20 protein-coding genes are annotated in these 19903 nt (G+C 33.7%); 12 read left to right on the forward strand and 8 right to left on the reverse strand.

All coding sequences use genetic code 11. From position 1 onward, the window contains the following. The first annotated feature begins 350 nt into the window (after positions 1-350). Both ACKPCA_RS04510 and ACKPCA_RS04515 read left to right on the forward strand, forming a co-directional pair. Positions 351-1088, forward strand: a complete 738-nt coding sequence (locus ACKPCA_RS04510) for an SIR2 family NAD-dependent protein deacylase (protein ID WP_054718203.1) — start codon at positions 351-353, stop codon at positions 1086-1088. A 271-nt stretch (positions 1089-1359) separates the two neighbouring features. Then, positions 1360-1545: a hypothetical protein gene (locus ACKPCA_RS04515; RefSeq protein ID WP_321281646.1), complete on the forward strand. Its 186-nt coding sequence runs from the start codon at positions 1360-1362 to the stop codon at positions 1543-1545. Positions 1546-1684: 139 nt separating this feature from the next. Here the strand turns inward: ACKPCA_RS04515 and ACKPCA_RS04520 are convergent, their stop codons facing one another. The 4 genes from ACKPCA_RS04520 to ACKPCA_RS04535 are packed head-to-tail and all read right to left on the reverse strand — an operon-like array spanning position 1685 to position 4727. Next, the gene (locus ACKPCA_RS04520; protein WP_321281647.1) at positions 1685-2518 is read right to left on the reverse strand and encodes a hypothetical protein; all 834 of its coding nucleotides are present in this window, start codon (positions 2516-2518) and stop codon (positions 1685-1687) included. Then, positions 2515-3117 carry a hypothetical protein gene (locus tag ACKPCA_RS04525; protein ID WP_321281648.1) on the reverse strand — a complete coding sequence of 201 codons (603 nt, stop codon included), beginning with the start codon at positions 3115-3117 and terminating at the stop codon, positions 2515-2517. The genes ACKPCA_RS04520 and ACKPCA_RS04525 overlap by 4 nt, the downstream gene beginning before the upstream one ends. A 40-nt stretch (positions 3118-3157) precedes the next feature. After that, a complete protein-coding gene (locus ACKPCA_RS04530) occupies positions 3158-3856 on the reverse strand; it encodes a hypothetical protein (RefSeq protein WP_321281649.1) in 699 nt (232 codons plus the stop codon). A 10-nt stretch (positions 3857-3866) separates the two neighbouring features. Beyond that, on the reverse strand, positions 3867-4727 hold the full coding sequence (locus ACKPCA_RS04535) for an AbiJ-NTD4 domain-containing protein (protein ID WP_321281650.1): 861 nt from the start codon (positions 4725-4727) through the stop codon (positions 3867-3869). A 579-nt stretch (positions 4728-5306) separates the two neighbouring features. Here ACKPCA_RS04535 and fabG point away from each other — a divergent pair. Then, positions 5307-6053, forward strand: a complete 747-nt coding sequence (fabG, locus tag ACKPCA_RS04540; protein WP_054718206.1) for a 3-oxoacyl-[acyl-carrier-protein] reductase — start codon at positions 5307-5309, stop codon at positions 6051-6053. A gap of 73 nt (positions 6054-6126) precedes the next feature. Here the strand turns inward: fabG and ACKPCA_RS04545 are convergent, their stop codons facing one another. Beyond that, the gene (locus ACKPCA_RS04545) at positions 6127-6831 is read right to left on the reverse strand and encodes a peroxiredoxin (RefSeq protein WP_321281651.1); all 705 of its coding nucleotides are present in this window, start codon (positions 6829-6831) and stop codon (positions 6127-6129) included. A 294-nt stretch (positions 6832-7125) separates the two neighbouring features. Between ACKPCA_RS04545 and ACKPCA_RS04550 the strand changes: the two genes are divergently transcribed. From ACKPCA_RS04550 to ACKPCA_RS04580, 7 genes are all read left to right on the forward strand, one after another. Beyond that, on the forward strand, positions 7126-8568 hold the full coding sequence (locus ACKPCA_RS04550; RefSeq protein ID WP_321281652.1) for a hypothetical protein: 1443 nt from the start codon (positions 7126-7128) through the stop codon (positions 8566-8568). Positions 8569-8599: 31 nt separating this feature from the next. Further along, entirely contained in the window at positions 8600-9739 is a 1140-nt protein-coding gene (locus ACKPCA_RS04555; protein ID WP_321281653.1) for a sensor histidine kinase, read from the forward strand. A 10-nt stretch (positions 9740-9749) separates the two neighbouring features. Further along, on the forward strand, positions 9750-10787 hold the full coding sequence (locus ACKPCA_RS04560; protein WP_321281654.1) for a histidine kinase: 1038 nt from the start codon (positions 9750-9752) through the stop codon (positions 10785-10787). A gap of 27 nt (positions 10788-10814) precedes the next feature. Further along, positions 10815-11585 (forward strand): LytR/AlgR family response regulator transcription factor, encoded by a 771-nt coding sequence (locus tag ACKPCA_RS04565; protein ID WP_321281655.1) that lies wholly within the window; start codon positions 10815-10817, stop codon positions 11583-11585. A 132-nt stretch (positions 11586-11717) separates the two neighbouring features. Then, entirely contained in the window at positions 11718-12209 is a 492-nt protein-coding gene (locus ACKPCA_RS04570; protein ID WP_321281656.1) for a superoxide dismutase [Ni], read from the forward strand. Between the two features lie 71 nt (positions 12210-12280). Continuing rightward, positions 12281-12949, forward strand: a complete 669-nt coding sequence (locus tag ACKPCA_RS04575) for a Crp/Fnr family transcriptional regulator (RefSeq protein ID WP_321281657.1) — start codon at positions 12281-12283, stop codon at positions 12947-12949. A gap of 107 nt (positions 12950-13056) precedes the next feature. Beyond that, positions 13057-14337, forward strand: coding sequence for a spondin domain-containing protein (locus ACKPCA_RS04580; protein ID WP_321281658.1), 1281 nt, complete (start codon positions 13057-13059; stop codon positions 14335-14337). A 97-nt stretch (positions 14338-14434) separates the two neighbouring features. On the opposite strand, the gene ACKPCA_RS04585 is transcribed toward ACKPCA_RS04580, so the two are convergent. Further along, on the reverse strand, positions 14435-15670 hold the full coding sequence (locus tag ACKPCA_RS04585; protein WP_321281659.1) for a hypothetical protein: 1236 nt from the start codon (positions 15668-15670) through the stop codon (positions 14435-14437). 213 nt (positions 15671-15883) lie between these two features. Between ACKPCA_RS04585 and sfsA the strand changes: the two genes are divergently transcribed. Further along, entirely contained in the window at positions 15884-16594 is a 711-nt protein-coding gene (gene sfsA, locus ACKPCA_RS04590) for a DNA/RNA nuclease SfsA (RefSeq protein ID WP_321281660.1), read from the forward strand. A 97-nt stretch (positions 16595-16691) separates the two neighbouring features. Then, positions 16692-17225 carry a YkgJ family cysteine cluster protein gene (locus ACKPCA_RS04595; RefSeq protein WP_321281661.1) on the forward strand — a complete coding sequence of 178 codons (534 nt, stop codon included), beginning with the start codon at positions 16692-16694 and terminating at the stop codon, positions 17223-17225. A 531-nt stretch (positions 17226-17756) separates the two neighbouring features. On the opposite strand, the gene ACKPCA_RS04600 is transcribed toward ACKPCA_RS04595, so the two are convergent. Together ACKPCA_RS04600 and ACKPCA_RS04605 are read right to left on the reverse strand one after the other, a co-directional pair. Then, positions 17757-18485: a hypothetical protein gene (locus ACKPCA_RS04600; RefSeq protein WP_321281662.1), complete on the reverse strand. Its 729-nt coding sequence runs from the start codon at positions 18483-18485 to the stop codon at positions 17757-17759. A gap of 77 nt (positions 18486-18562) precedes the next feature. Next, a complete protein-coding gene (locus ACKPCA_RS04605) occupies positions 18563-19873 on the reverse strand; it encodes an MFS transporter (protein WP_321281663.1) in 1311 nt (436 codons plus the stop codon). Between the last annotated feature and the right edge of the window lie 30 nt (positions 19874-19903).

The following is a 19903-nucleotide window of genomic DNA, read 5'->3' on the forward strand; positions in this document are numbered from 1 at the left end:
TATATAAAAGACTAACTTGTATCTTTTCACACTGCAATGTTAAAACACTAATGTTACAGGAATATTACAGCAATGTTAATAAATCGTTACTAGTTGTAAATGTCAATAGATCAGTACTAAAGCTGTGGTATGAATTTCTAAGAGAGGATTTTCATGTAATTTTAGAATGGAAATTTACATTCATTGTTACAAGTAAAATATTGAATTATATCATGAAACGTCCATTGATAAATATTTACTACTCCGATAGCTATCAGGGCACATACGAGAAGAGCCCATCCTGAATTTTATTCGGGAATTATTTATGAATGGTAAGTTCCATCTTACAGCTACAAGAAAATTATTATAAGATGAAAGAAGATTTACAAAAGGTTGCCGATATCATCTCCAATTCAAAATCGATGATTGCTTTTACAGGTGCGGGAGTATCCGTTGAAAGTGGAATACCCCCCTTTAGAGGACCAAATGGATTGTGGAGTAGATATGATCCCCAATGTCTGGATTTAGATTATTTTCACTTGAATCCTGTTGAATCCTGGAAGGCTATAAAGTCTATCTTTTATGATTTTTTTGGAAAAGCAAGCTATAATGGTGCACACAAAGTGTTGGCACAGCTAGAGGAGAAGGGATTGCTAAAAGCGGTGGTGACTCAGAATATCGATAATTTGCATCAAGAGGCAGGTTCAAAAATTGTGTATGAATTTCATGGCAATTCGCAAAAACTGATTTGTTTGCAATGCGGTAAAATCTATCTTCCATCTGAGGTGAATTTGGATGAATTGCCTCCTAAATGTGTAAAGGACAAGAAAATTTTGAAGCCAGATTTTGTGTTTTTTGGTGAAGATATACCAGAAGTTGCTTATCGAAAATCTTTACAGGCGGCTAGAGCTGCTGATGTGGTGTTGGTAATTGGAACAACCGGAGAGGTAATGCCTGCAGCTATGATTCCTACCGAGGCCAAACGAAATGGAGCAATAGTCATCGAAATCAATACGGAAGAATCGAACTATACTGATGGAATTACTGATTTTTTTCTTCAAGGAAAAGCAAGTGAACTTCTAGAAGAAATTTACACATTGATTAATTAGCATTAGGATTGTAATGAAACCCTAGTGAAATCAACACTTGTAGAAGATTGTCTTTAGACTTGGTAAAAGATTTGCTAAAATCTTGAAAAAGCTGTTTGCATGCACAAAATGCCGTTTGCATACACAATTTGCACACACAATTTTAAAACTGTGCATGCACTTTTATAGCTAGCGTAAACTAAAAAACTATGGCAAGTCTTTCAAGATCAAGCACAGGATTCAATTGATAAGATTAATGTGCTAAGTGGTAAAAGTATCCTAACAGTGGTAGATGCTACTGCTAAAAAAAACTTTAACATCTTCTGATATTACTGAGACAAACAAAGAGGATAAGGTAGTATTTAAAGTAGGTACAGTCACTGATACCTCAGCATATACTGAAATTAAATTTACTACCTCCAGAGGAATAGGAAAACCAAAGGCAGTTAATGAGGTCTTTGATTTTAGTGACTTTTAAAAGTAATATTACTGCTAATAACATAGGATACCCTGCACAGCGATGTGTGGGGTTTTTTGTGCTCTCAGCTCATTACAGTAGTAAAGAGTGCATATGATACTCCAGCAACGATAGTTAACCTATTTGAATAAACAAGTATTTATATACCTAACTCCCCTAGTTGACTTTTTTTGCTGGTGAGTATTTGTTCAGATAAATCAACTAGTTTGCTATGGAGTTCATTATATTCTTTATTGTGATCTTTAGAATAATTGTTTAGTATGAATAAAATTTCACGAATAAACTTCTCATCACTATCGCAATTAACTAATGTATTATACTCCTCATCTTTTATATATTCTTTTATTTCACTATTAAGTATTAATCTTCTTATTTTACTAGTGTAATCTTCATTTTTTAATAAATCAATTATAAATGTAATAAGCGTTACGTAATCACTATATTTGATAATTAAATCAACAAAAATAGATTTATAACAGTCTAAATTTTTATCATTGGTGTAAGAAATAAAATCTAATTCAAAAGAACTATGTTTATTAAAAGTTTTACCTAATTCATCAAGAAAGAAAACTTCAGGTTTTTCATACTCCTCAATTTGAATTAATCTGATATAACGAGTTATTTTTGCTAACTCTATGAAGTGTAAACTTTCTCTAAATGCCTGAGTTAATTCTTGTATTCTACGCTCTTCTAATCCTTTTTTGTAGATAGCTATTTGCAGGTCTTTAGCCTTTTTATTATTAGCCTCATTTTGTTTTAGTGTCAGATAGAGTACATAAAGAGTAATAAGGCTGCCAATAATAGTACCTAGATAAGTACTCCAGAAAGACAACCAAGTTTCAGAGTTACCGATAACCTCATAAGATGTCTTCTGTTGTAGTGCCCAATTGATAAATATAGGTAGTACTACAATTAGTAGTAGTGAGATTATACCTGTTGGGATATACCAGTACTTTTTTATTAGGTCTTTCATGGCTTAAATACCTTTTTTGATCGTTTCCATTCTTCTTTAAAAACTTGTTTAGAATGTTTCATAATCTGATTTAGTATAGCAGATATGTCATCTTGATTTGTTGTGTCGATATGTGAACCACCAATTAAAATATCAATATTCCCGATAAGTATTTCTATTTGTCTATGAATAGGGTTTTTAGAATTAAGGAGTAAGTATATTTTATTTGATACTATTTTGAATCTAGAAAAGCTAGAAACATAGTTGTTATAGAAATCTCTTTGCTCTTCATTCTCAGTTCTTTTATGGTTGATATAACATATTAAGGTTTTCATAGATAATTCACACAGTTCACTTAGGTTTTCCCTTAAATCTTCCATCCACTTAATCCGAGCCTGAGAAATAACATTAGATTTAACTTGGATTAGGGCAATAATACCAGCAATTAAAGCTAAGAGTATAGTTATTCCATTTTTTAATACGTAATCAAGAATAGAGCTTTTTTCTCCTCCAGAAGATGCGACTTGTTGAACTTTAATAACTAGAGTATCATTTGTGATTAGGTGAACTGACTCAATTAATGTAGAATCTGTTAGTAAGGGTATAGTATCTGATAACATAGAAGTAGGATTAGAGATTTAGCTTAAAGTTATTTCTTGTCTAGTTAAAATTGTACTTTTTATGTACTTCGTCAATCCTATTTAGAGTATCAATAATATCTGTTTTGATGTTGAATTTTTCAATGTTTTTTTTAAGTATCTTACTAGGATATGCTAACATAGCTTCGAAATAACTATATGTTAATTTAAGTAGTTTAACCTTTTCATCGGTTTTAATAATCGAATTTTCAATATGAGTTAATATTAAATCATACTCAGTTATAATAAACTTCCAAGTGTGTAAAATTGGTTTTTTTGAATGATTTTCAAATTGCTGAAAGGTCCAATTTGATTTAATGTTATTTACATAGAGGTTTAAAGCTCTAACTCCTGAGTTTGTTCCGTCGCTATTATTTTGGAAATCATCCTTTAGTTCTTTGAAAAGTTCTAATGCAATCTGAAATTCTCGATTTCTTAATTGATTCAATGATTCTTTATTTAATAAATGATATTGTATTTTATTTGCATTAATTTGTGCTTTAAATGATATGTATATAAGAATAGCTCCTATTAAATTCATTATAGGAGCAGTTATTCCTCCAATTGTATCACCAACACTTCCTGTTTTCTCAAAGTTGAAACAATCCCAGTATGCAGGTCTAGTAAAAGCATATACACTTCCAAATAAGATTAAAATTGAACCAGCAATTACCAATACTAATTTATAATCCCAAATTTTTAATTTTTCTATTTTCTCCATATTTTTAAAACTAAAATTCAACTCCAGCTTTTTGACCTTTTACTATAAGGTAGTTAATAAATGCACTACTGGAGACTAGCATATACTTAGCGTCTTCAAAATCACAATTATCTTCATCCATTAGACCGTGTCTTATTCCATCACCGTCGCTAGTATAGCTGTATAGTGAGTTAAAACCTCTTTCTAATGCAGGGTGTATATTGATTTTGGTCTTGATCTTAACAAGTGCTTTGCCCAGGCTATCCTTTTTACTACCCGAGATAATTTTAGCTACTACTTCAATAGCTGAAACAGATTCTTTAATTGAGTTTCGATAATCAGGATTTTTTCTGTCTGATAGTTTATTCAGAGCAGATTTTAGGTGAGTATTAGCACCCTGAAGTGGAGTAAATGAGTCTGCCTGTTTAATTGCTTTTTCTATTTCGTTTATCTCATTAGCATTAGAAATAGGAGAGATTTGATTATTTATAAACCTGTATCCAGAAAACTCTCTTTTTAAAATATGATTACACTTAGCTATAAATTTGTTAGGTGAAATTTGCTTAAATCCTATTTTTAAACCAATCGAAAATTCAAGTAAATCATAAATTCTGTACCATTCGCATTTAAAGAATTTTTCTCTAATAAAACTTTTAGTTGATTTTATGTTAGATGGTATTTCGTCAATTGGTAATTTATAAAGTGAATCCCAAAGGCGAATACTATATTTTCTAAATTCAGAAGGAGTTGAACTAATAACAAGAGTAGATAGTTTTTCAAGAAATTCTGAACAAAATACATTCCATAGACAGTTCCTTAAATCTTCGTCAATAGATTCTAATTGTAGTTCTTTAGTAGCAGGCATTATACCTGTTCTTTGTGAAAATCTCATAAGTTAATGTAGTTAGTAAAATGATATATAAAGTTAAAAAGAATATTAGATTATACTCCCATTAGGTAGATTTATTACTACCCTCAGGTGTTTTACATTTCAATTCTGATAACTTCGCTTGGAATCAAACTCAAAGCAAAAAAAAGGTCATCAAGGTGTGATATTGATTATTTGGAGCTTAGTTAAATGTGTTTTGACAATCAGCTAGTTATCAAAAGTGCTTGCACAATATTGCTTGCACAGAAACTGTATGAAAACATATAAATAGCAGGACAATAATACAATGGCGAATAAAGAATTTTTTCTTCAAGGAAAAGCTAGCGAAATTCTAGCCGAAATTTACCGTTTGATTAAATAGGCTAAAGCTTGTAATCTATTGGAATTGTGTTGTGTAGTAAGATCAGTTTGGTAGAGGAATTTATCAAATGAGGAAGTGCTTTCTTTTTATGAGACATAAACAAAAGTAGATATCCCTGAAAATATTTTATATTTGTTAGCGATTTTGGTGTTTGAGCTTCTTTTGAAGTGGGAACATCATCCTTAATCAAGAATATATTTTTAATAAAAATAGAATTTCAAATGAAGTTATTAGAAGGAAAAACAGCGATTGTTACCGGTGCTTCTCGTGGTATTGGTAAAGCGGTTGCAATTGAATTTGCAAAACAAGGTTGTAATGTTGCTTTTACTGATTTGTTCTACAACGAACAAGCAATGGAAACTGAAAAGGAAATTGCTTCTTACGGAGTTAAAGCAAAAGGATATGCCTCTGACGCAAGTAACTTTGCTGATACAGATAAGGTAGTTGCTGAAATCGTAAAAGAATTTGGTGCTATTGATATCTTGGTAAACAATGCTGGTATTACTCAAGATACTTTATTAATGCGTATGACAGAAGAGCAGTGGGACGCAGTAATTAATGTGAACTTGAAATCTGTTTTCAACTTTACCAAAGCAGCTCAAAGAACAATGTTGAAGCAGCGCAGTGGTTCTATCATCAACATGAGTTCTGTTGTTGGTGTTAGCGGTAACGCTGGTCAGGCAAACTACTCAGCATCTAAAGCGGGTATTATCGGATTTACAAAATCTGTTGCTAAGGAATTAGGTTCCAGAGGTATCCGTTCTAATGCAATTGCTCCAGGTTTCATTATTACAGAAATGACTGGTAAATTACCTGAAGATGTAGTAAAAGACTGGGCTGGTAAAATTCCATTGAAAAGAGGTGGTACACCAGAAGAAATTGCTAAAACTTGTGTGTACTTAGGATCTGATTTGTCTTCATACGTAACAGGTCAAACTCTTCACGTTTGTGGTGGTATGAACATGTAAGAATTATAAAACTGATAAAGAAAAAGGCAGCCTATTTGGGCTGCCTTTTTTTAGGACTAGTCAGGCAGTAGTTTTAATCTAAAATTTCTTCTATTGTAATGTAATCTCCAACACGACCAGTCATTTTTTCTGCATCGGTATTTACCGGGAGTGTTCTTTTTCCTGGTCTCCAACCTGCTGGACAAACTTCACCGGTTTTTGTTGCGTGTTGCCAAGCCTGTACTTGACGAAGGAATTCATTCACATTTCTGCCTACAGAATCGGCCTGAACCTCTTGTGCTACACAAATTCCATCAGGATTAAATAAAAATCTTCCGCGAAGAGCAACACCTTCTTCTTCTACTAAAACCCCGAATGCTCTACTTACTTCCTGATTACCATCTGCTCCAATAGTTAATTGCAAGCCTTTAAGAATTGGTTCTGTCTCAACAAATCTTTTGTGCGAAAACTTGGTGTCAACTGATACAGCAAGAATTTCTGTGTTCAAAGCCTTAAACTCATCATACTTGGCATTCATTGCTGCAATTTCGGTAGGGCAAACAAAGGTAAAATCAGCAGGGTAGAAACAAACTACTGCCCATTTTCCTTTGTAATCTTCACTTGAAATTGTCTTAAAGTGTCCGGTTGCCGAATCATAAGCATCCATTGTGAAATTTGGCATTTCTTGTCTTACCATTGTTGAGCTCATTGTTTTTTCCTCTTTAATTTCGTCATTAAAATTTCCTGTTGTTTTTGATTGTACTTTTTTCCGGGGTTTTAATCCCGTGTCGCATCCCATAGTTGTGCCTCCTGTTTTTTATTGTTATTACTTATTTTAAGATGTTTAAAGTTAATTGTTTTAAAATTAAAAAGAGAATATTCTCAATTAATATTTTGTGTTATCTAATAGAATTTATTTATGCATACGGGTAAATTGGTTATGAGATAGCTTTTTTTGCTCGCTACTTTCATATTACAATTCATTACATCCAAACTACAGTTGATGTCAATTTGTTTTTTTCTTGTATGCTTTATTCGGAATATTGTATCGTAGGATAAAATATAAAAGTCACAAAAAATAATATACAAGCATATGAAAACACATTTACAATTTTTACTAAGCCTAATGGCAGTCGTAATGTTGTCGACATTATCATGTAATGCTGGAAATGCAGGCAATGGCGATTGGGATATTGTGATTACGAAGAATAACAATTGGAGGGTTGAAAATATTAAAATCTCTACCAATGGTGATATTGAATTTAATGAAGACTATACAGATGTAAAAGCCATGTCGGATGATGCTTACATTAAAATAAGCATGGTTAGCTTCGGTATGAAACGTAAGTTGTACATCAGATCCGATGAGGGAACAATTAATTATCTTTATTATGAGGGTAGCCGAGAGGTTGATTTTGAACCTAAAGGTCGTGCATGGATGAAGAAAATGCTTCCGGATATTGTTAGAAATTCGGGCATTGACCTTGAAAATAGAGTAAATAAAATATACAAAAAATCTGGGGTTACAGGATTTTTGAAAGAATTACAGGAGACGGATAGTGATTATTATCGTTCGCGTATGGTTAAATATTTACTAAAGAATAATAGCCTAAATAAGAGTGAATTGCAGAGTTTGCTTAGAGAATTTCCATATCGAATTAATTCGGATTATGAATTGTCGCAGATCTATAAAAAATACAACCCTATATTTATTCAGGATCCTGAAATTTCGGCTGAATTTTTTAACAGTTTAGAAGAGATTTCGTCCAATTATGAACTCTCCCAGGTTTTAAAATCGGTTTATAAATTAAATGAGCTTAATGAAGAAAACTTTACGCATTTTATTGATGCTATGGGAGATATCAGCTCATCTTACGAGAAGTCAAACCTAATGAAGATGGCTCTTGCTGATGATAAGCTTACAAATGCACAAATGAATAAATTGTTGAGTGAAGTTGAAGAGCTTTCATCCAACTATGAAAAATCGCAGATTATTAAATCGATCATTAAGAATGAAGGATTGTCATCAGGCAATGTGGATAAAATTATAGAACTTACTGAGTCTGTATCTTCTGATTATGAGATGGGACAAATCATCAACTCAATGATTCGAGAGGAGATGATTAGTAAATCCAATTTAAATGAATTCACTGAATTGTTAGGAAATATATCATCGAATTATACTTATAAAGGGATTCTAGATCAATTGATTGAGTATGAACAACTGGGAGAGGATCGATTTGACTTTTTATTGAAAGCTTCTGATGAAATTTCATCAAGCTATGAATTAAGTAAATTTTATAAAGCCCTTTTAATGAAAGGGAATCTAAATAAAAAGCAGCAGCTAACGCTTATTTCTAAATCAGAAAATATATCATCAAATTATGAATTGGCAAGCTTTCTTTTAATAGCTACCCACGAAATGAATTTGGACGATGAGGAAATTAAAGATGCTTTAATTAAAGCAACACAGGGAATAAGCTCAGAGTACGAATATGGCAAAGTTATGAAAGCCATTTATTCAAAAGGAAAGTAAGGAAATAGATATTCCAAGATCGATTTATCGGGTGAAAAACTCGATAAATCGAATTCTTTTAGAAAGATTGCAATTCGACAAAATCATTGCCGTATCTTTAATTGTAAATTCAGAGAAATCCATAATCGTGAATAAAAACCTCCGCTTTATTATCATTGGTCCTATACTTGGAATGCTATGTTATATTCTTGCATTTTATAGTTATATAGGCGAATTACCTGGTTTTGAATATCAGCTAACTGGATATCTGCCTAGCGCAATATTTGGTTTTTGGGCTGGTATTTCTACCTTATTTGTTGGAAAGTATCTCAATAAATTGGTGAGTTGGAAACAGCGACACGCCATACGTTTTTTAATCCAAAGCTCAACTTTGTATATTATTGGATTGATTCTAATTGCCATTTATTCCGAAATGTTCTTGATTTCATTGAAAGGCAATTTAAGTTATTCTCAATTTTGGTTGATATACAATGATGAAATCTTTAAGACGCTTTTGATACTGTTTTTGGTGGTACTTGTGTATTGTATTATCGATTTCATGATCTATTCATTCAATCAGATGCGCGAAGAGGAAATCAAATCGGTGGAGCTGATGAACAATCAGCTAAATCTACAATTTGAAGCATTGAAATCCCAATTGAATCCACATTTCTTATTTAATTCTTTAAATACCATTTCATCTTTACTTTACAAGGATAAGGAAGTGGCTGAGAAGTTTATTCGAATGTTTGCTGAAAGTTATCGATTTATATTTAAGCAAAACAATAGGCCGTTAATCCCACTCCAGAAGGAATTGGATTTTGTTCAATCATACAATTATTTGTTGCAAGTAAGATTTCAGGAGGCCTATGAATTAAAAATTAATATTCCTGAAAATGCTATGGAATCATATGTTCCACCACTTTCTGTTCAAATGCTTGTTGAAAATGCCATTAAGCACAATCTAATTTCGCAAACATCTCCTTTGTTAGTTGATATAGAAATTGATAATAATTATTTGTGCGTTAAAAACAACATAAATCCATTACGAGAGCAACCAGAATCATTTCAAATTGGCATTGAGAATATTAAAAAACGATATTCATATTTTACCAATGACAGTATTCTGCTGGATAAAAATGAGCACTTTAAAGTAAGCTTGCCTTTAATACTTCAATCGGAAAATAATTAATGTTTACCTTATGAAAACCAATTATTTAAACAACAATATATACCGATTGATTACACCACCATGTGTTGCGATATTGGTATATCTTTTAATGCTATTAATTTTTGATCGTTTAGCTGAAATCAGTAATAATTTTAGTCCTGAAGAATTAATATTTCTGATGGTGGTTACTGCAATTTTATTTGAATCTTACAGATTTTGGCTATTGAAAACCGAAAGGCTTAGAATTCTAAAAAGAAATAAACTGATTAAATTTTCGGTGATTTATGCCGGAAGCTTTTTAATCACGTTAGGTTTGGTGTATGTATTATTTGCAACCTACTTTAGGTTCGTGATTGGGATTAGTGAATTTTCTTCCGAACTCGTTGCATTCCTAATTATATTCATACTGGTTGGTATTCTTTTTCATCTGTTTTATTTAAGCATTCGTTTCTTGGATAGGCAAAATTCACTCTTGCTCGAGAAAGAAGAACTGAATAGAAAGAGTATTGAGTTTGAATTGGAGGTGTTTAAGAACAAATTGAATCCTGATTTTTTGTATGAATCACTGGAAAGTGTAATAAGTTTAATAAGAAAAGACGAGGTTGATGGAGCGGAGGAGTATATCGATCATCTGGCCTTATTCTACAGAAGAATACTTGGTAATCGATACTCGGAAGTTATAACATTGGAAGAAGAGAAGTTAAAAATCGATGAATATTTAAAGCTTAGAAATTACAATTACTCAGATAATTTAATTGTAAATTGGACTCTGGATGAAATAAAGAATGTCCATGTCGTTCCAAACATGATCTTGCAAACCATTCAGTTGATTGAATATAGCCAACAAGTTGATTTGAATACGAAATTGGAAATTTCAATTGAGGATTCAGACGATACAATTCTATTTAGATTTTTGTCATCGGAACGACTAATACCATTGCCTAAGTTTGAAAAGTTGAAGGAAGCGATACAAAAGACATTGACTTTTTATACAGATTCTCAGTTTGAATGGCAAAGAGTTAACAATCGTATTCAAATTTCGATTCCAAAAATAAACATAGAAGACTAACAATCACAAAATACACTAAGCCTAAAAATGAAAGTTATAATAATTGAAGATGAAGTATTAGCTGCGGATAAACTGGAGCGACTATTACACAAATATGATCCCAAAATTAAGGTGCTTGATAGATTTGAATCCATTACAGAGTCTTCAGTCTGGCTTGGAAGCCCAGAAAATTCAGCTGATTTAATTTTTTTAGATATCCATCTGGTGGATGGTTTAAGTTTTGAAATTTTCAATAGAGTTCAGGTTAAAACTCCAATTATTTTTACCACAGCATATAATGAATATGCACTAAATGCTTTCAAGCTTAATAGTGTAGATTACCTTTTAAAACCAGTTACTTTTGATAGTCTTTATGATGCGCTTAAGAAGTATGAAAGCATGAAAGAGTCATTTGGCAAACAATCCATAAAAAGCATAGAGGAACTAAGTGCTGCATTGGCAAACATTCAAAAGGATTACAAGACCAGATTCATGGTGAAGGTAGGAGAGAAGTTAAAATCATTTAGAGCCCAAAGTATAGAACTTTTTTATGCTGAAGGAAGGGATGTGTTCATTTTATTGGATGAAGGAAAAAGGTACATTATTGATTATAAAATGGAAGAACTGCAAGATCTTTTAGATCCAAAGCAATTTTATCGCATCAGCCGCTCTTTCATTGTAAATATAAATGCAATTAACGATGTGTTGGTTCATTCAAACTCTCGCTTAAAGGTAATTTTAAATGCAGATTGCGATAAAGAGTTGATTGTAAGTAGAGAAAAAGTCAATAGTTTTAAAAAATGGTTTAGCGGAAGTTAAATCACCTAATTACGAATAAACGTCAATTTTTAATTTTACGGCAATCATATAATGCTTAGGTGCCTTTGAATTTCTCATTAAATAGATTAATTTTAAATAAGAATTTATAATCATTAAATATTATTAGTTGTTATGAGAAAATTAATTAAAACAGCGGGTTTAGGACTTGTATTAACATTTTTTTTAATGGTTGGCAATCAAAAAAGTGCCTTCGCACATTGTGAGATTCCATGTGGTATATATGCCGATTCGGTTCGTATTGTATTGATGAGCGAGCATATCACTACTATCGAGAAGAGTATGAAAAAAATTGTAGAATTATCAGCTGAAGAGAATGTAAATTACAATCAATTGGTTCGCTGGGTAAATAACAAGGAAGAGCATGCTAAGAAACTACAGGAGATTGCCACTCAATACTTCATGTTTCAGCGTGTAAAGCTTACCGATGATGCAGAAAAAATGGAGAAGAATCAGAAATTATTGGCAAAGCTTCATGAAATCTGTGTGTATGCGATGAAAGCCAAACAGACAACCGATTTACAATTTATTGAGAAATTGAACAATGCAGTTCATGACTTTTCACATTTGTATTTTGGTTCAGAAAAACATCACCACCATCATTAAGATCAAAAGTGAAGCCCTCCCAATCCTTATGAGAGGGCTACTTTATTATAAAAGCACAAACAACTTATAAAATGAGTAACTCAATTTGGTGTTTCGAGAATGTGAATCTATTTCAAATTCTATGTCCACATAAATTAAAGCAATACCAAAAAGATCATTTTGAAGGCTTTAAAAAAGGAGATGTTATATATTTTCCTGAAGATTCTTCCAAATCCATTTTTATGGTGAGTAAAGGGAAAGTTAAAATAGTTTCCTATAGCGAAGAAGGGGAAGAAATCGTGAAAGCAATTTTGGGTAAAGGGGAGATTTTTGGAGAGAAAGCTTTATTGGGAGAAGAGAAAAGGGATGATTATGCCTTAGCTTGTATGGAACCTACAGAACTGTGTCCAATGAAACTTCCGGATATGTATGAATTGATGCGCCAAAATGAAAAGTTTGGTTTGTCCATTTATAAGTTAATCGGCTATAGAATTAAGAAAATGGAGCGCAGGTTCGAAGCTCTTTTGTATAAAGACGTGAAGACGCGTTTGTGTGAATTTCTTAAAGAAATGGCAGAAGAGAATGGGATTGAAAGTGGTTCAGAGGTAATTGTAAATCATTTTCTGACTCAAAAAGATTTTGCCGATCTTATTGGAACCAAAAGAGAAACGGTAACCAGACTGTTTAATGAACTAAAACAAGATGGAATCATTAAATACACAAGAAAAGAAATTCGAATTCGAGGACTAGAAAAATTATAAGAATATCCACTTTCTGTCCTTTATGTGATACAGCTTACATTTTTTGGATTGTGAGGAATGTACTTTTGAATTAAAGTTTTAAAGTATTAATCCAAAAAATGTTTGTTATGAGAAATTTACTATTATTTGCAGCCGCAAGCTTATTCTTTTTATCTGCTTGCGACGATGACAACGATACATTTCTACCTCCTGTAGCTTCTGGAAACTTCACAGTTACCATAGAAAATGTTCAAACTGGGAAGGCTTTCTTTAATTCTGGAACTACTGATGCAGCAGGTCCGGGAGGATCTTATTCCTATACATTCAATGCTGGTAAGGGTGCATACTTATCATTTGCCACCATGTTTGTACAATCCAACGATTTATTTTATGGTTTTGGTGATACAGGTTTAGCACTTTATAATGCAAATGGAGATGCTGTCACAGGAGATGTAACCAGTGAAGTAATGCTTTGGGATGCAGGTACAGAGGTGAACGAAGAACCAGGAGTTGGAGTTAACCAAGCACCTCGTCAGTCTGGACCAAATACAGGAACTACAGAAAATGGTACTGTGAAAGAAGTTGCTGATGGCTTTACTTATCCGGCAAATGATCAGGTGATCAAAGTAGAGTTAAGTCATGATGGTGGTACAGAATTTACTGTAACAGTTACCAACGTATCTGATATGTATGCTTTCCAAACTCCAATAGCACCAGGTGTATGGGTTGTGCACAATTCAGGAATGCCAATTTTTGAGGAAAATATGGCTGCAGCCAATGGGTTGGAAGCCTTGGCAGAAGATGGAGGAAACTCTGATATTGGAATGTATTTAGAAGACAATAGCGGTTTTGTTTCACCATTTGCACCAGGTGTTTTTGTGGTAAATCATGGCGGATTACCATTGTTTAAAGATGGTTCTCTTGATTTTGGGAATGGATTGGAAGCTCTTGCCGAAGATGGCAGTCCAGCGGATTTAAATGCTTCATTAGAAGGATTGCAAGGTGTTAATGCACATGGAGTATTTTCAGTTCCTGTGGGAGGAAGTGGTGGAGCACCTATTTTCCCGGGAGAATCATATGAATTTACTTTTGAGGCGAGCGAACTGGATTACTTTAATCTTGCTACAATGTTGGTGCAGTCGAACGATTTGTTTGTTGCATTCGAAGATAAAGGAATTTACCTATTCAAGAATGGAATTCCGGTAACGGGTGATGTTACAAATCAATTGATGTTATGGGATGCAGGAACAGAAGTTAACGAGTATCCAGGAGCAGGAAATAATCAAGCACCACGTCAGAGTGGATCAAATACAGGGGATACAGAAGTGAAAGCAGTTATGGAAGTAAATGATGGATTTACTTATCCAGCAATAACAGACTTAATAAGGATTACAATAACAGCTAACTAGTATGTGTCTTTGCGAGGAGCTCGATTTTCGGGCTCCTTTTTTATTAAAGTATAGAAGAGTCAAAAAGTCTAAGAGTCAAATTGTTTAAAGGCACTGATTATTTTCTCTCCAATAACAAATAGACTCCAAATACCTTATTCTGATTAAAACTCACCAAAGGCAAATATCCTTCAAACCATTTGCCATCCTTCCATTTCAATGGGTGATTCTTTGCCATTTCTTTATGGAACTGATCGAAAGTAGATTTTGGTTGAAAATGTACTTTGAATATTCCTTTGGTTTCAGGATGTATATGCTTGTCAAGTTTAAGGGCAAGAATACCCATATTGTATCTCAAATTGATTTCAAGACAGGGTTGAAGTTTCATTTCTCCATTCTGATCTCTGTACAGCATACAATCAATACCTAAATGGCCACAATAATTTATAGGAATATCGCAAGAAATCAAAGCTTCTTTTATGTCTTCTGATAACTGTTGCATCTTATCATCAGAAAGAAATTCTTTCATTTCTGTAGGCATTCCACCCAAAATATTGCCATCGTACTGACCATTGCTGTTGGTAGCAAAGAAACCATTTCCGATATAATTCAACTCACCTTTAGCATCAATATAATATTGAAGAGAGAAATCATATTTTTTATCCAATAAGGGTTCAACCATAACATAGCCCTGAATACCCAAGGTACCATTAATCCATTGAATGATGGAATCATTTAGGTGAGACTGACGAAGCACTTGCAGGCCTCTACCCGAAGAACTCCACGGAGCTTTAATCACAATCTGTTTCCACTGATTAATCAGATCTTCAATTTCGGAAACAGAAGTACATATTTTAGCAATTTGTTTCTTTTCGATATAGAAAGAATTGTTGGTGTGATCCAGAAAAAAGTTCAATACTTCCAATGCCTTTTTACGACTGTACAGATCTTTGTGATTCGCTTGCCATTCAGCATTAGGGCGATTCTTAAATTCTTGCTGACAAGAATCTTTAAGGTGTTTGAAAATGTGATGAATTCTTGGACTCCATCCCCAAGGTTCCAAACTCTCTTTGGCAGAGTTTATAAATTCTTTATCCTGTATTGATAATTCGAACAGTTTGAATTCCGGCAAAGAAATACCAGCTTCTTGCATAAGCTTTATAAACTCCTGATCAGGCAACTGATTCACCAAAACCACATCTTTTTCATCGGCAAAATGCATGGGTAAAACATCTATATCCTTCTCAAATCGCGAAAGTGTTTTATTCGGCATATAGCTTACTGTACCATTGGCAATAGCAATTTCGCATGTTGGGTTGTAGATAAATATTTTAGGAAGTATTTCGCTGCTCATGTTTAGATTCTTGGTTTTGATGAGGCAAAAGTAGCTCAAATCAGTATATATTTGTCATTCGAGTAGAATTTTTCTGATACCATTTAAATCTCAGAGTAAGCTAAGCGAACTATGGGATATTAAATTGACATGCCGATATATAATTAGTGAGGCATTTGGAGTAAAACGAACAATTGACTCATACTAATTAATAATCGGTACAAACATTAATTTATGATATTTCCTAAGCCTCTTGTTCATGGCAAATTCCTTCGCCGATACAAAAGATTTTTAACAGATATGGAACTGGATAGTGGTGAAGTTGTGATTGCACATACCTCAAATTCCGGCAGTATGAAATCATGCCTGGAGGAAGGAGCGGAGGTGTATCTCACCCATGTTGATGATCCCAAACGTAAAACCCAATACACTTGGGAGATGATCAGGATCAATGGCGATTGGGTAGGGATCAATACAGCGGTTCCCAATATATTGGTTTATGAAGCTGTGCTGAATCAGGAAATAGAAGCATTAAAGGGGTATACTACCGTAAAGCGGGAAATAAAATTCGAGGATAGCCGCTTTGATGTATTTGCCAGCAATGAGGCTGAAGAATGTTTTATAGAGGTGAAGAACGTGAGCTTAAAGGATGGAAAATATGCTCGTTTCCCTGATGCGGTAACCACAAGAGGAAAGAAACATCTGGAAACTTTAATGAGAGTAAAAGCAGAAGGCAAACGCGCTGTAATGGTGTATGTAATTCAACGCAGCGATGTAGAAATTTTCACGCCAGCCTTCGATATCGATCCTGATTATGCCGCAACACTAAAAAAAGCTTACGAGAGTGGAGTAGAGGTATATCCGATTCGTGCTGCTGTAAGTCCTGAGAAAATTGAATTGGTAGAAATTCTTCCTTTTCAGTTATCAGTGAACAGTTATCAGTAATCAATAGCAAACTTGCAGCTACCAAAGTCTCCCTTTCAGGAGGGATTCAAGGAGTGTGTTAAATACTTTTTCTACATTTGCACAAAATCCAATAGAAATGAACGAAAAGGCAAGAGAAGAATTGGCAAAGTATCGCCAATTAAGAGATGAGGTAAGTGAGTTGAGTGAGAAACTGGCAAATCTGCACAAAGATCAAATGGCATGTAAGAAAGGCTGTTCGGAGTGTTGTATGAATTTTCAGATATTACCAGTAGAGTATTTTGCGATACTTGATGAGTTGAGAAAGAATCCTCCTGCGCAATACCGAGAACTGGATGATGAGGCAGAGGAGTGTAATTTCCTGATTGATGATTTGTGTCAGATCTATGCATCTCGTCCTTTTATTTGTCGAACTCATGGACTTCCGCTATTGTATATGAATCAGGAAGGAGATGCCTGGGAGTTTTCGGCCTGTCCGCTAAACTTTACCAATTTTGATGACTTTCATGCAGAGAACACCTATCCGCAGGATACCTACAATAGCAAAATCTTCATGATTAATAAAGAGTTTATCAGGCATTACGAGGCGGAACAATTTGGGGAGTTTGATTTGATTCCCGTTAACAGATTGGTAGCAGATTTGAAGAAATAAAGGGGTTCACGCAAAGCACGCTAAGATATTTTTAAATAAAGAACGCAAAGGATACATCTACAGCAGATAGCCTTTGCGTTCTTTGATTTTATACTTTTTTGCGCCCTTTGCGTGAAACCTTTTTGTTTTAGGAAAATAATGATGACCTGTTTGCTGTTTTTAATAGGCTAATTGCCCGTAAAAGATAACCATGGCAAAAAATTGTATCCCTATCGTGAAAATCCGTATTCCTAATATTAAGAAATGAAGCCTGGCAAAAAATACTATAATCTTGCAGGGAAAATATAAGCTTTGCAATAAAAATTAATGATTTGCAGAATAAAAGAAAGTCTTGCTTAAAATAACCAAGCCTAGCAGAGCAAGGCAACGAAATACTATGCAAGGCTAAAATAAAAATGCAAGGTATTTAAATAAAGTGCAAATAGATAAATAATATCGCAAGTTAGAATTTAGTAATACAAGATAATATTCTTTACTTATGGAAGTACTCAATTGGTAAATGGGAATAGTAATTTTCCCTTTAGGACAGGTTTATTCCTTTTGTGATGCTCTTTTTTGGATAAAGTAGTTCACTTTATATCCCTGAAGTCGTTCTTTATTCCCGGAGAATACATATTTGCCTGATAATCTGATTTCATCGAGCAATAATTTAAGATAGGTGTATGATTTGTCTCTTAAAACTTTTTGTTTGTGCTTATTCTCTTCACTAGATTTATAATCTAAATTAATGTCATAAAGAGTGTTAGATAATTGATAAGCTTGTTCTAGTTTATCGAAGTTGAAATGTATTTTTTCTAATGGCTCTTTTTCATGTCTTCCTATTTCCGCAAAAACGCCCAAGTTCTCTACTAAACTGGGAAGACCACGTTTTAATTTAAGCCGTTTAATTATTTTCATTTGTCTTTTATCATTTCTATAAGCGAAATTAAAATCAATTAGGATTTCTTTGTGTAGCGCATAACCTATTTCAGACTCTTTTTGCCATTTGATTTTAGCATCTGAAGTACAGTTTTTGATATTATTCCATTCAGTTTGCAGCACACGACAAGCTTCAATTCGCTCTTTTACATCTTCGATATGAGTAATGTTTATTCCAACTTTCGACAATTGATCTATATCATCCTTTGCCCATGCAGCAAGATTTTCGGCCTCTTGCAAATAGATGGCTATTGGAATTGTGGGTACTATAATTTGTTTGTCTGATATGGATTGGATTTTATTCGTAAGTTCTTCTTGAATGTTGTTTGTTATTTCAGTCACTTTAAAAAATATGTTTGGTTCAAGTGACAATAAATTTAACGAAAATGATCAGATAATGAATATAATATCAATAAAAATTAATTCATTTGTGGGTTCTTTGCTTTTCCTGATAGAAGGAGAAGAATCACTACGAGTGCCACACCAATGTATCCCGCAAGGAAGTAATTTCCGGTAAGTGTATAAATTCTGCTAAAGAACAAAGGAGCAATTGCGCTGGCAAAAACAATAAGCGACATGGATAATCCACTAATGGCGCCCAAATGCTTGCGTCCAAAAAATCGAGGCCATGTTAAGGATGCGAGAACAGCAAATAATCCTCCCATAACACCATTACCGAATATTAAAATGTAATATCCTATAGGATAATTAAGAATTGCGACCCCAAGAGCCGATAACAAACATCCAAGTAAATACACCAATAATATTTTTTGCAAACGCATATAATCACTAAGAATATTGCCCGCAAAAGCTGTGATTATAGAAACGATGGATGTTGGTATAAATACGCTTAAGGCTTTTTGCTCGGAATAACCGCAAGAATCGAATATGGAGATCACATTAAAGGTAAAACCTGTAATAAAGAAAGCACTAAAGCATAAAGCGAGAGCAAAAATCCAAAACACCCAAGTGCTACGTGCTTCGGGTAAGGTATAATCTCTTTTTGGGGTAAAGGAAGAGCTGTTTTTCGATTTTACTTCAAGTACTATTCCATCGGGTATTAAACCACATTCTTCAGGATTATCTCTATAAACGATAAATGCAAAAGCAACGAACAAAAGGGTTAGTATTGCCAATATTTGGTATGCGGTTCTCCAATCGAATTCACCAATTAGCATGGCGATAAACAAAGGAGCTACTGCAAAACCAAAGGATTGAATAGCACTGGAAATGCTATTGGCCAATCCTCTGCGTTTGTCGAACCATTTCATAATAAGGTTGCGCGATGCCAGGGTTAAAACTCCTTGTCCTGAAAATCGCAATAAAAAGAAGAAAAGGGATACCATGGCAAATGAAACAACCGAATATTTAATGCTAAAGGCTTTTGATAATCCGCTTGCTATGCCCGTTGAAGCTGAAAACAGCATGAGTGTAATGGCAAGGGTTAATGCTGCGATAATGGCAGTGAATCTTGCTCCGAATTTGTCATATATTTTACCCGCATAGGTCAATATGGTGGAACTGGCTACGGTTCCGATTAAATAAGCAGTGCTTAGCACATCTCTGCTCAATTGTAATTCGTTAATTAAATAATCGGTAAAGACAGAAACTCCAATGGTTTGTCCGGGAATACTGCAAAGTACACCAATAGTGCCGGCAGCCATACTTACCCAGCCATAGAAAAATGGAAATTTTGCAGGGGCAAAAGGAAAATTCGGATTTCTTTTCATTCAAATGTTGATTGATAGTTATAGAATTAG

This window comes from Marinifilum fragile (assembly GCF_963677365.1).
Classification (GTDB): domain Bacteria; phylum Bacteroidota; class Bacteroidia; order Bacteroidales; family Marinifilaceae; genus Marinifilum; species Marinifilum fragile.

Excerpts from the sequence above, each read along its gene's own strand:
- ACKPCA_RS04575 (WP_321281657.1), top strand. The coding sequence starts at position 12,281 with ATGAGTAACTCAATTTGGTGTTTCGAGAATGTGAATCTATTTCAAATT.
- ACKPCA_RS04550 (WP_321281652.1), top strand. The coding sequence starts at position 7,126 with ATGAAAACACATTTACAATTTTTACTAAGCCTAATGGCAGTCGTAATG.
- ACKPCA_RS04515 (WP_321281646.1), top strand. The coding sequence starts at position 1,360 with ATGCTACTGCTAAAAAAAACTTTAACATCTTCTGATATTACTGAGACA.
- ACKPCA_RS04545 (WP_321281651.1), bottom strand. The coding sequence starts at position 6,831 with ATGGGATGCGACACGGGATTAAAACCCCGGAAAAAAGTACAATCAAAA.
- ACKPCA_RS04510 (WP_054718203.1), top strand. The coding sequence starts at position 351 with ATGAAAGAAGATTTACAAAAGGTTGCCGATATCATCTCCAATTCAAAA.
- ACKPCA_RS04520 (WP_321281647.1), bottom strand. The coding sequence starts at position 2,518 with ATGAAAGACCTAATAAAAAAGTACTGGTATATCCCAACAGGTATAATC.
- ACKPCA_RS04585 (WP_321281659.1), bottom strand. The coding sequence starts at position 15,670 with ATGAGCAGCGAAATACTTCCTAAAATATTTATCTACAACCCAACATGC.
- ACKPCA_RS04560 (WP_321281654.1), top strand. The coding sequence starts at position 9,750 with ATGAAAACCAATTATTTAAACAACAATATATACCGATTGATTACACCA.
- ACKPCA_RS04570 (WP_321281656.1), top strand. The coding sequence starts at position 11,718 with ATGAGAAAATTAATTAAAACAGCGGGTTTAGGACTTGTATTAACATTT.
- ACKPCA_RS04605 (WP_321281663.1), bottom strand. The coding sequence starts at position 19,873 with ATGAAAAGAAATCCGAATTTTCCTTTTGCCCCTGCAAAATTTCCATTT.
- ACKPCA_RS04535 (WP_321281650.1), bottom strand. The coding sequence starts at position 4,727 with ATGAGATTTTCACAAAGAACAGGTATAATGCCTGCTACTAAAGAACTA.
- ACKPCA_RS04530 (WP_321281649.1), bottom strand. The coding sequence starts at position 3,856 with ATGGAGAAAATAGAAAAATTAAAAATTTGGGATTATAAATTAGTATTG.
- ACKPCA_RS04565 (WP_321281655.1), top strand. The coding sequence starts at position 10,815 with ATGAAAGTTATAATAATTGAAGATGAAGTATTAGCTGCGGATAAACTG.
- ACKPCA_RS04525 (WP_321281648.1), bottom strand. The coding sequence starts at position 3,117 with ATGTTATCAGATACTATACCCTTACTAACAGATTCTACATTAATTGAG.
- sfsA (WP_321281660.1), top strand. The coding sequence starts at position 15,884 with ATGATATTTCCTAAGCCTCTTGTTCATGGCAAATTCCTTCGCCGATAC.
- fabG (WP_054718206.1), top strand. The coding sequence starts at position 5,307 with ATGAAGTTATTAGAAGGAAAAACAGCGATTGTTACCGGTGCTTCTCGT.
- ACKPCA_RS04580 (WP_321281658.1), top strand. The coding sequence starts at position 13,057 with ATGAGAAATTTACTATTATTTGCAGCCGCAAGCTTATTCTTTTTATCT.
- ACKPCA_RS04595 (WP_321281661.1), top strand. The coding sequence starts at position 16,692 with ATGAACGAAAAGGCAAGAGAAGAATTGGCAAAGTATCGCCAATTAAGA.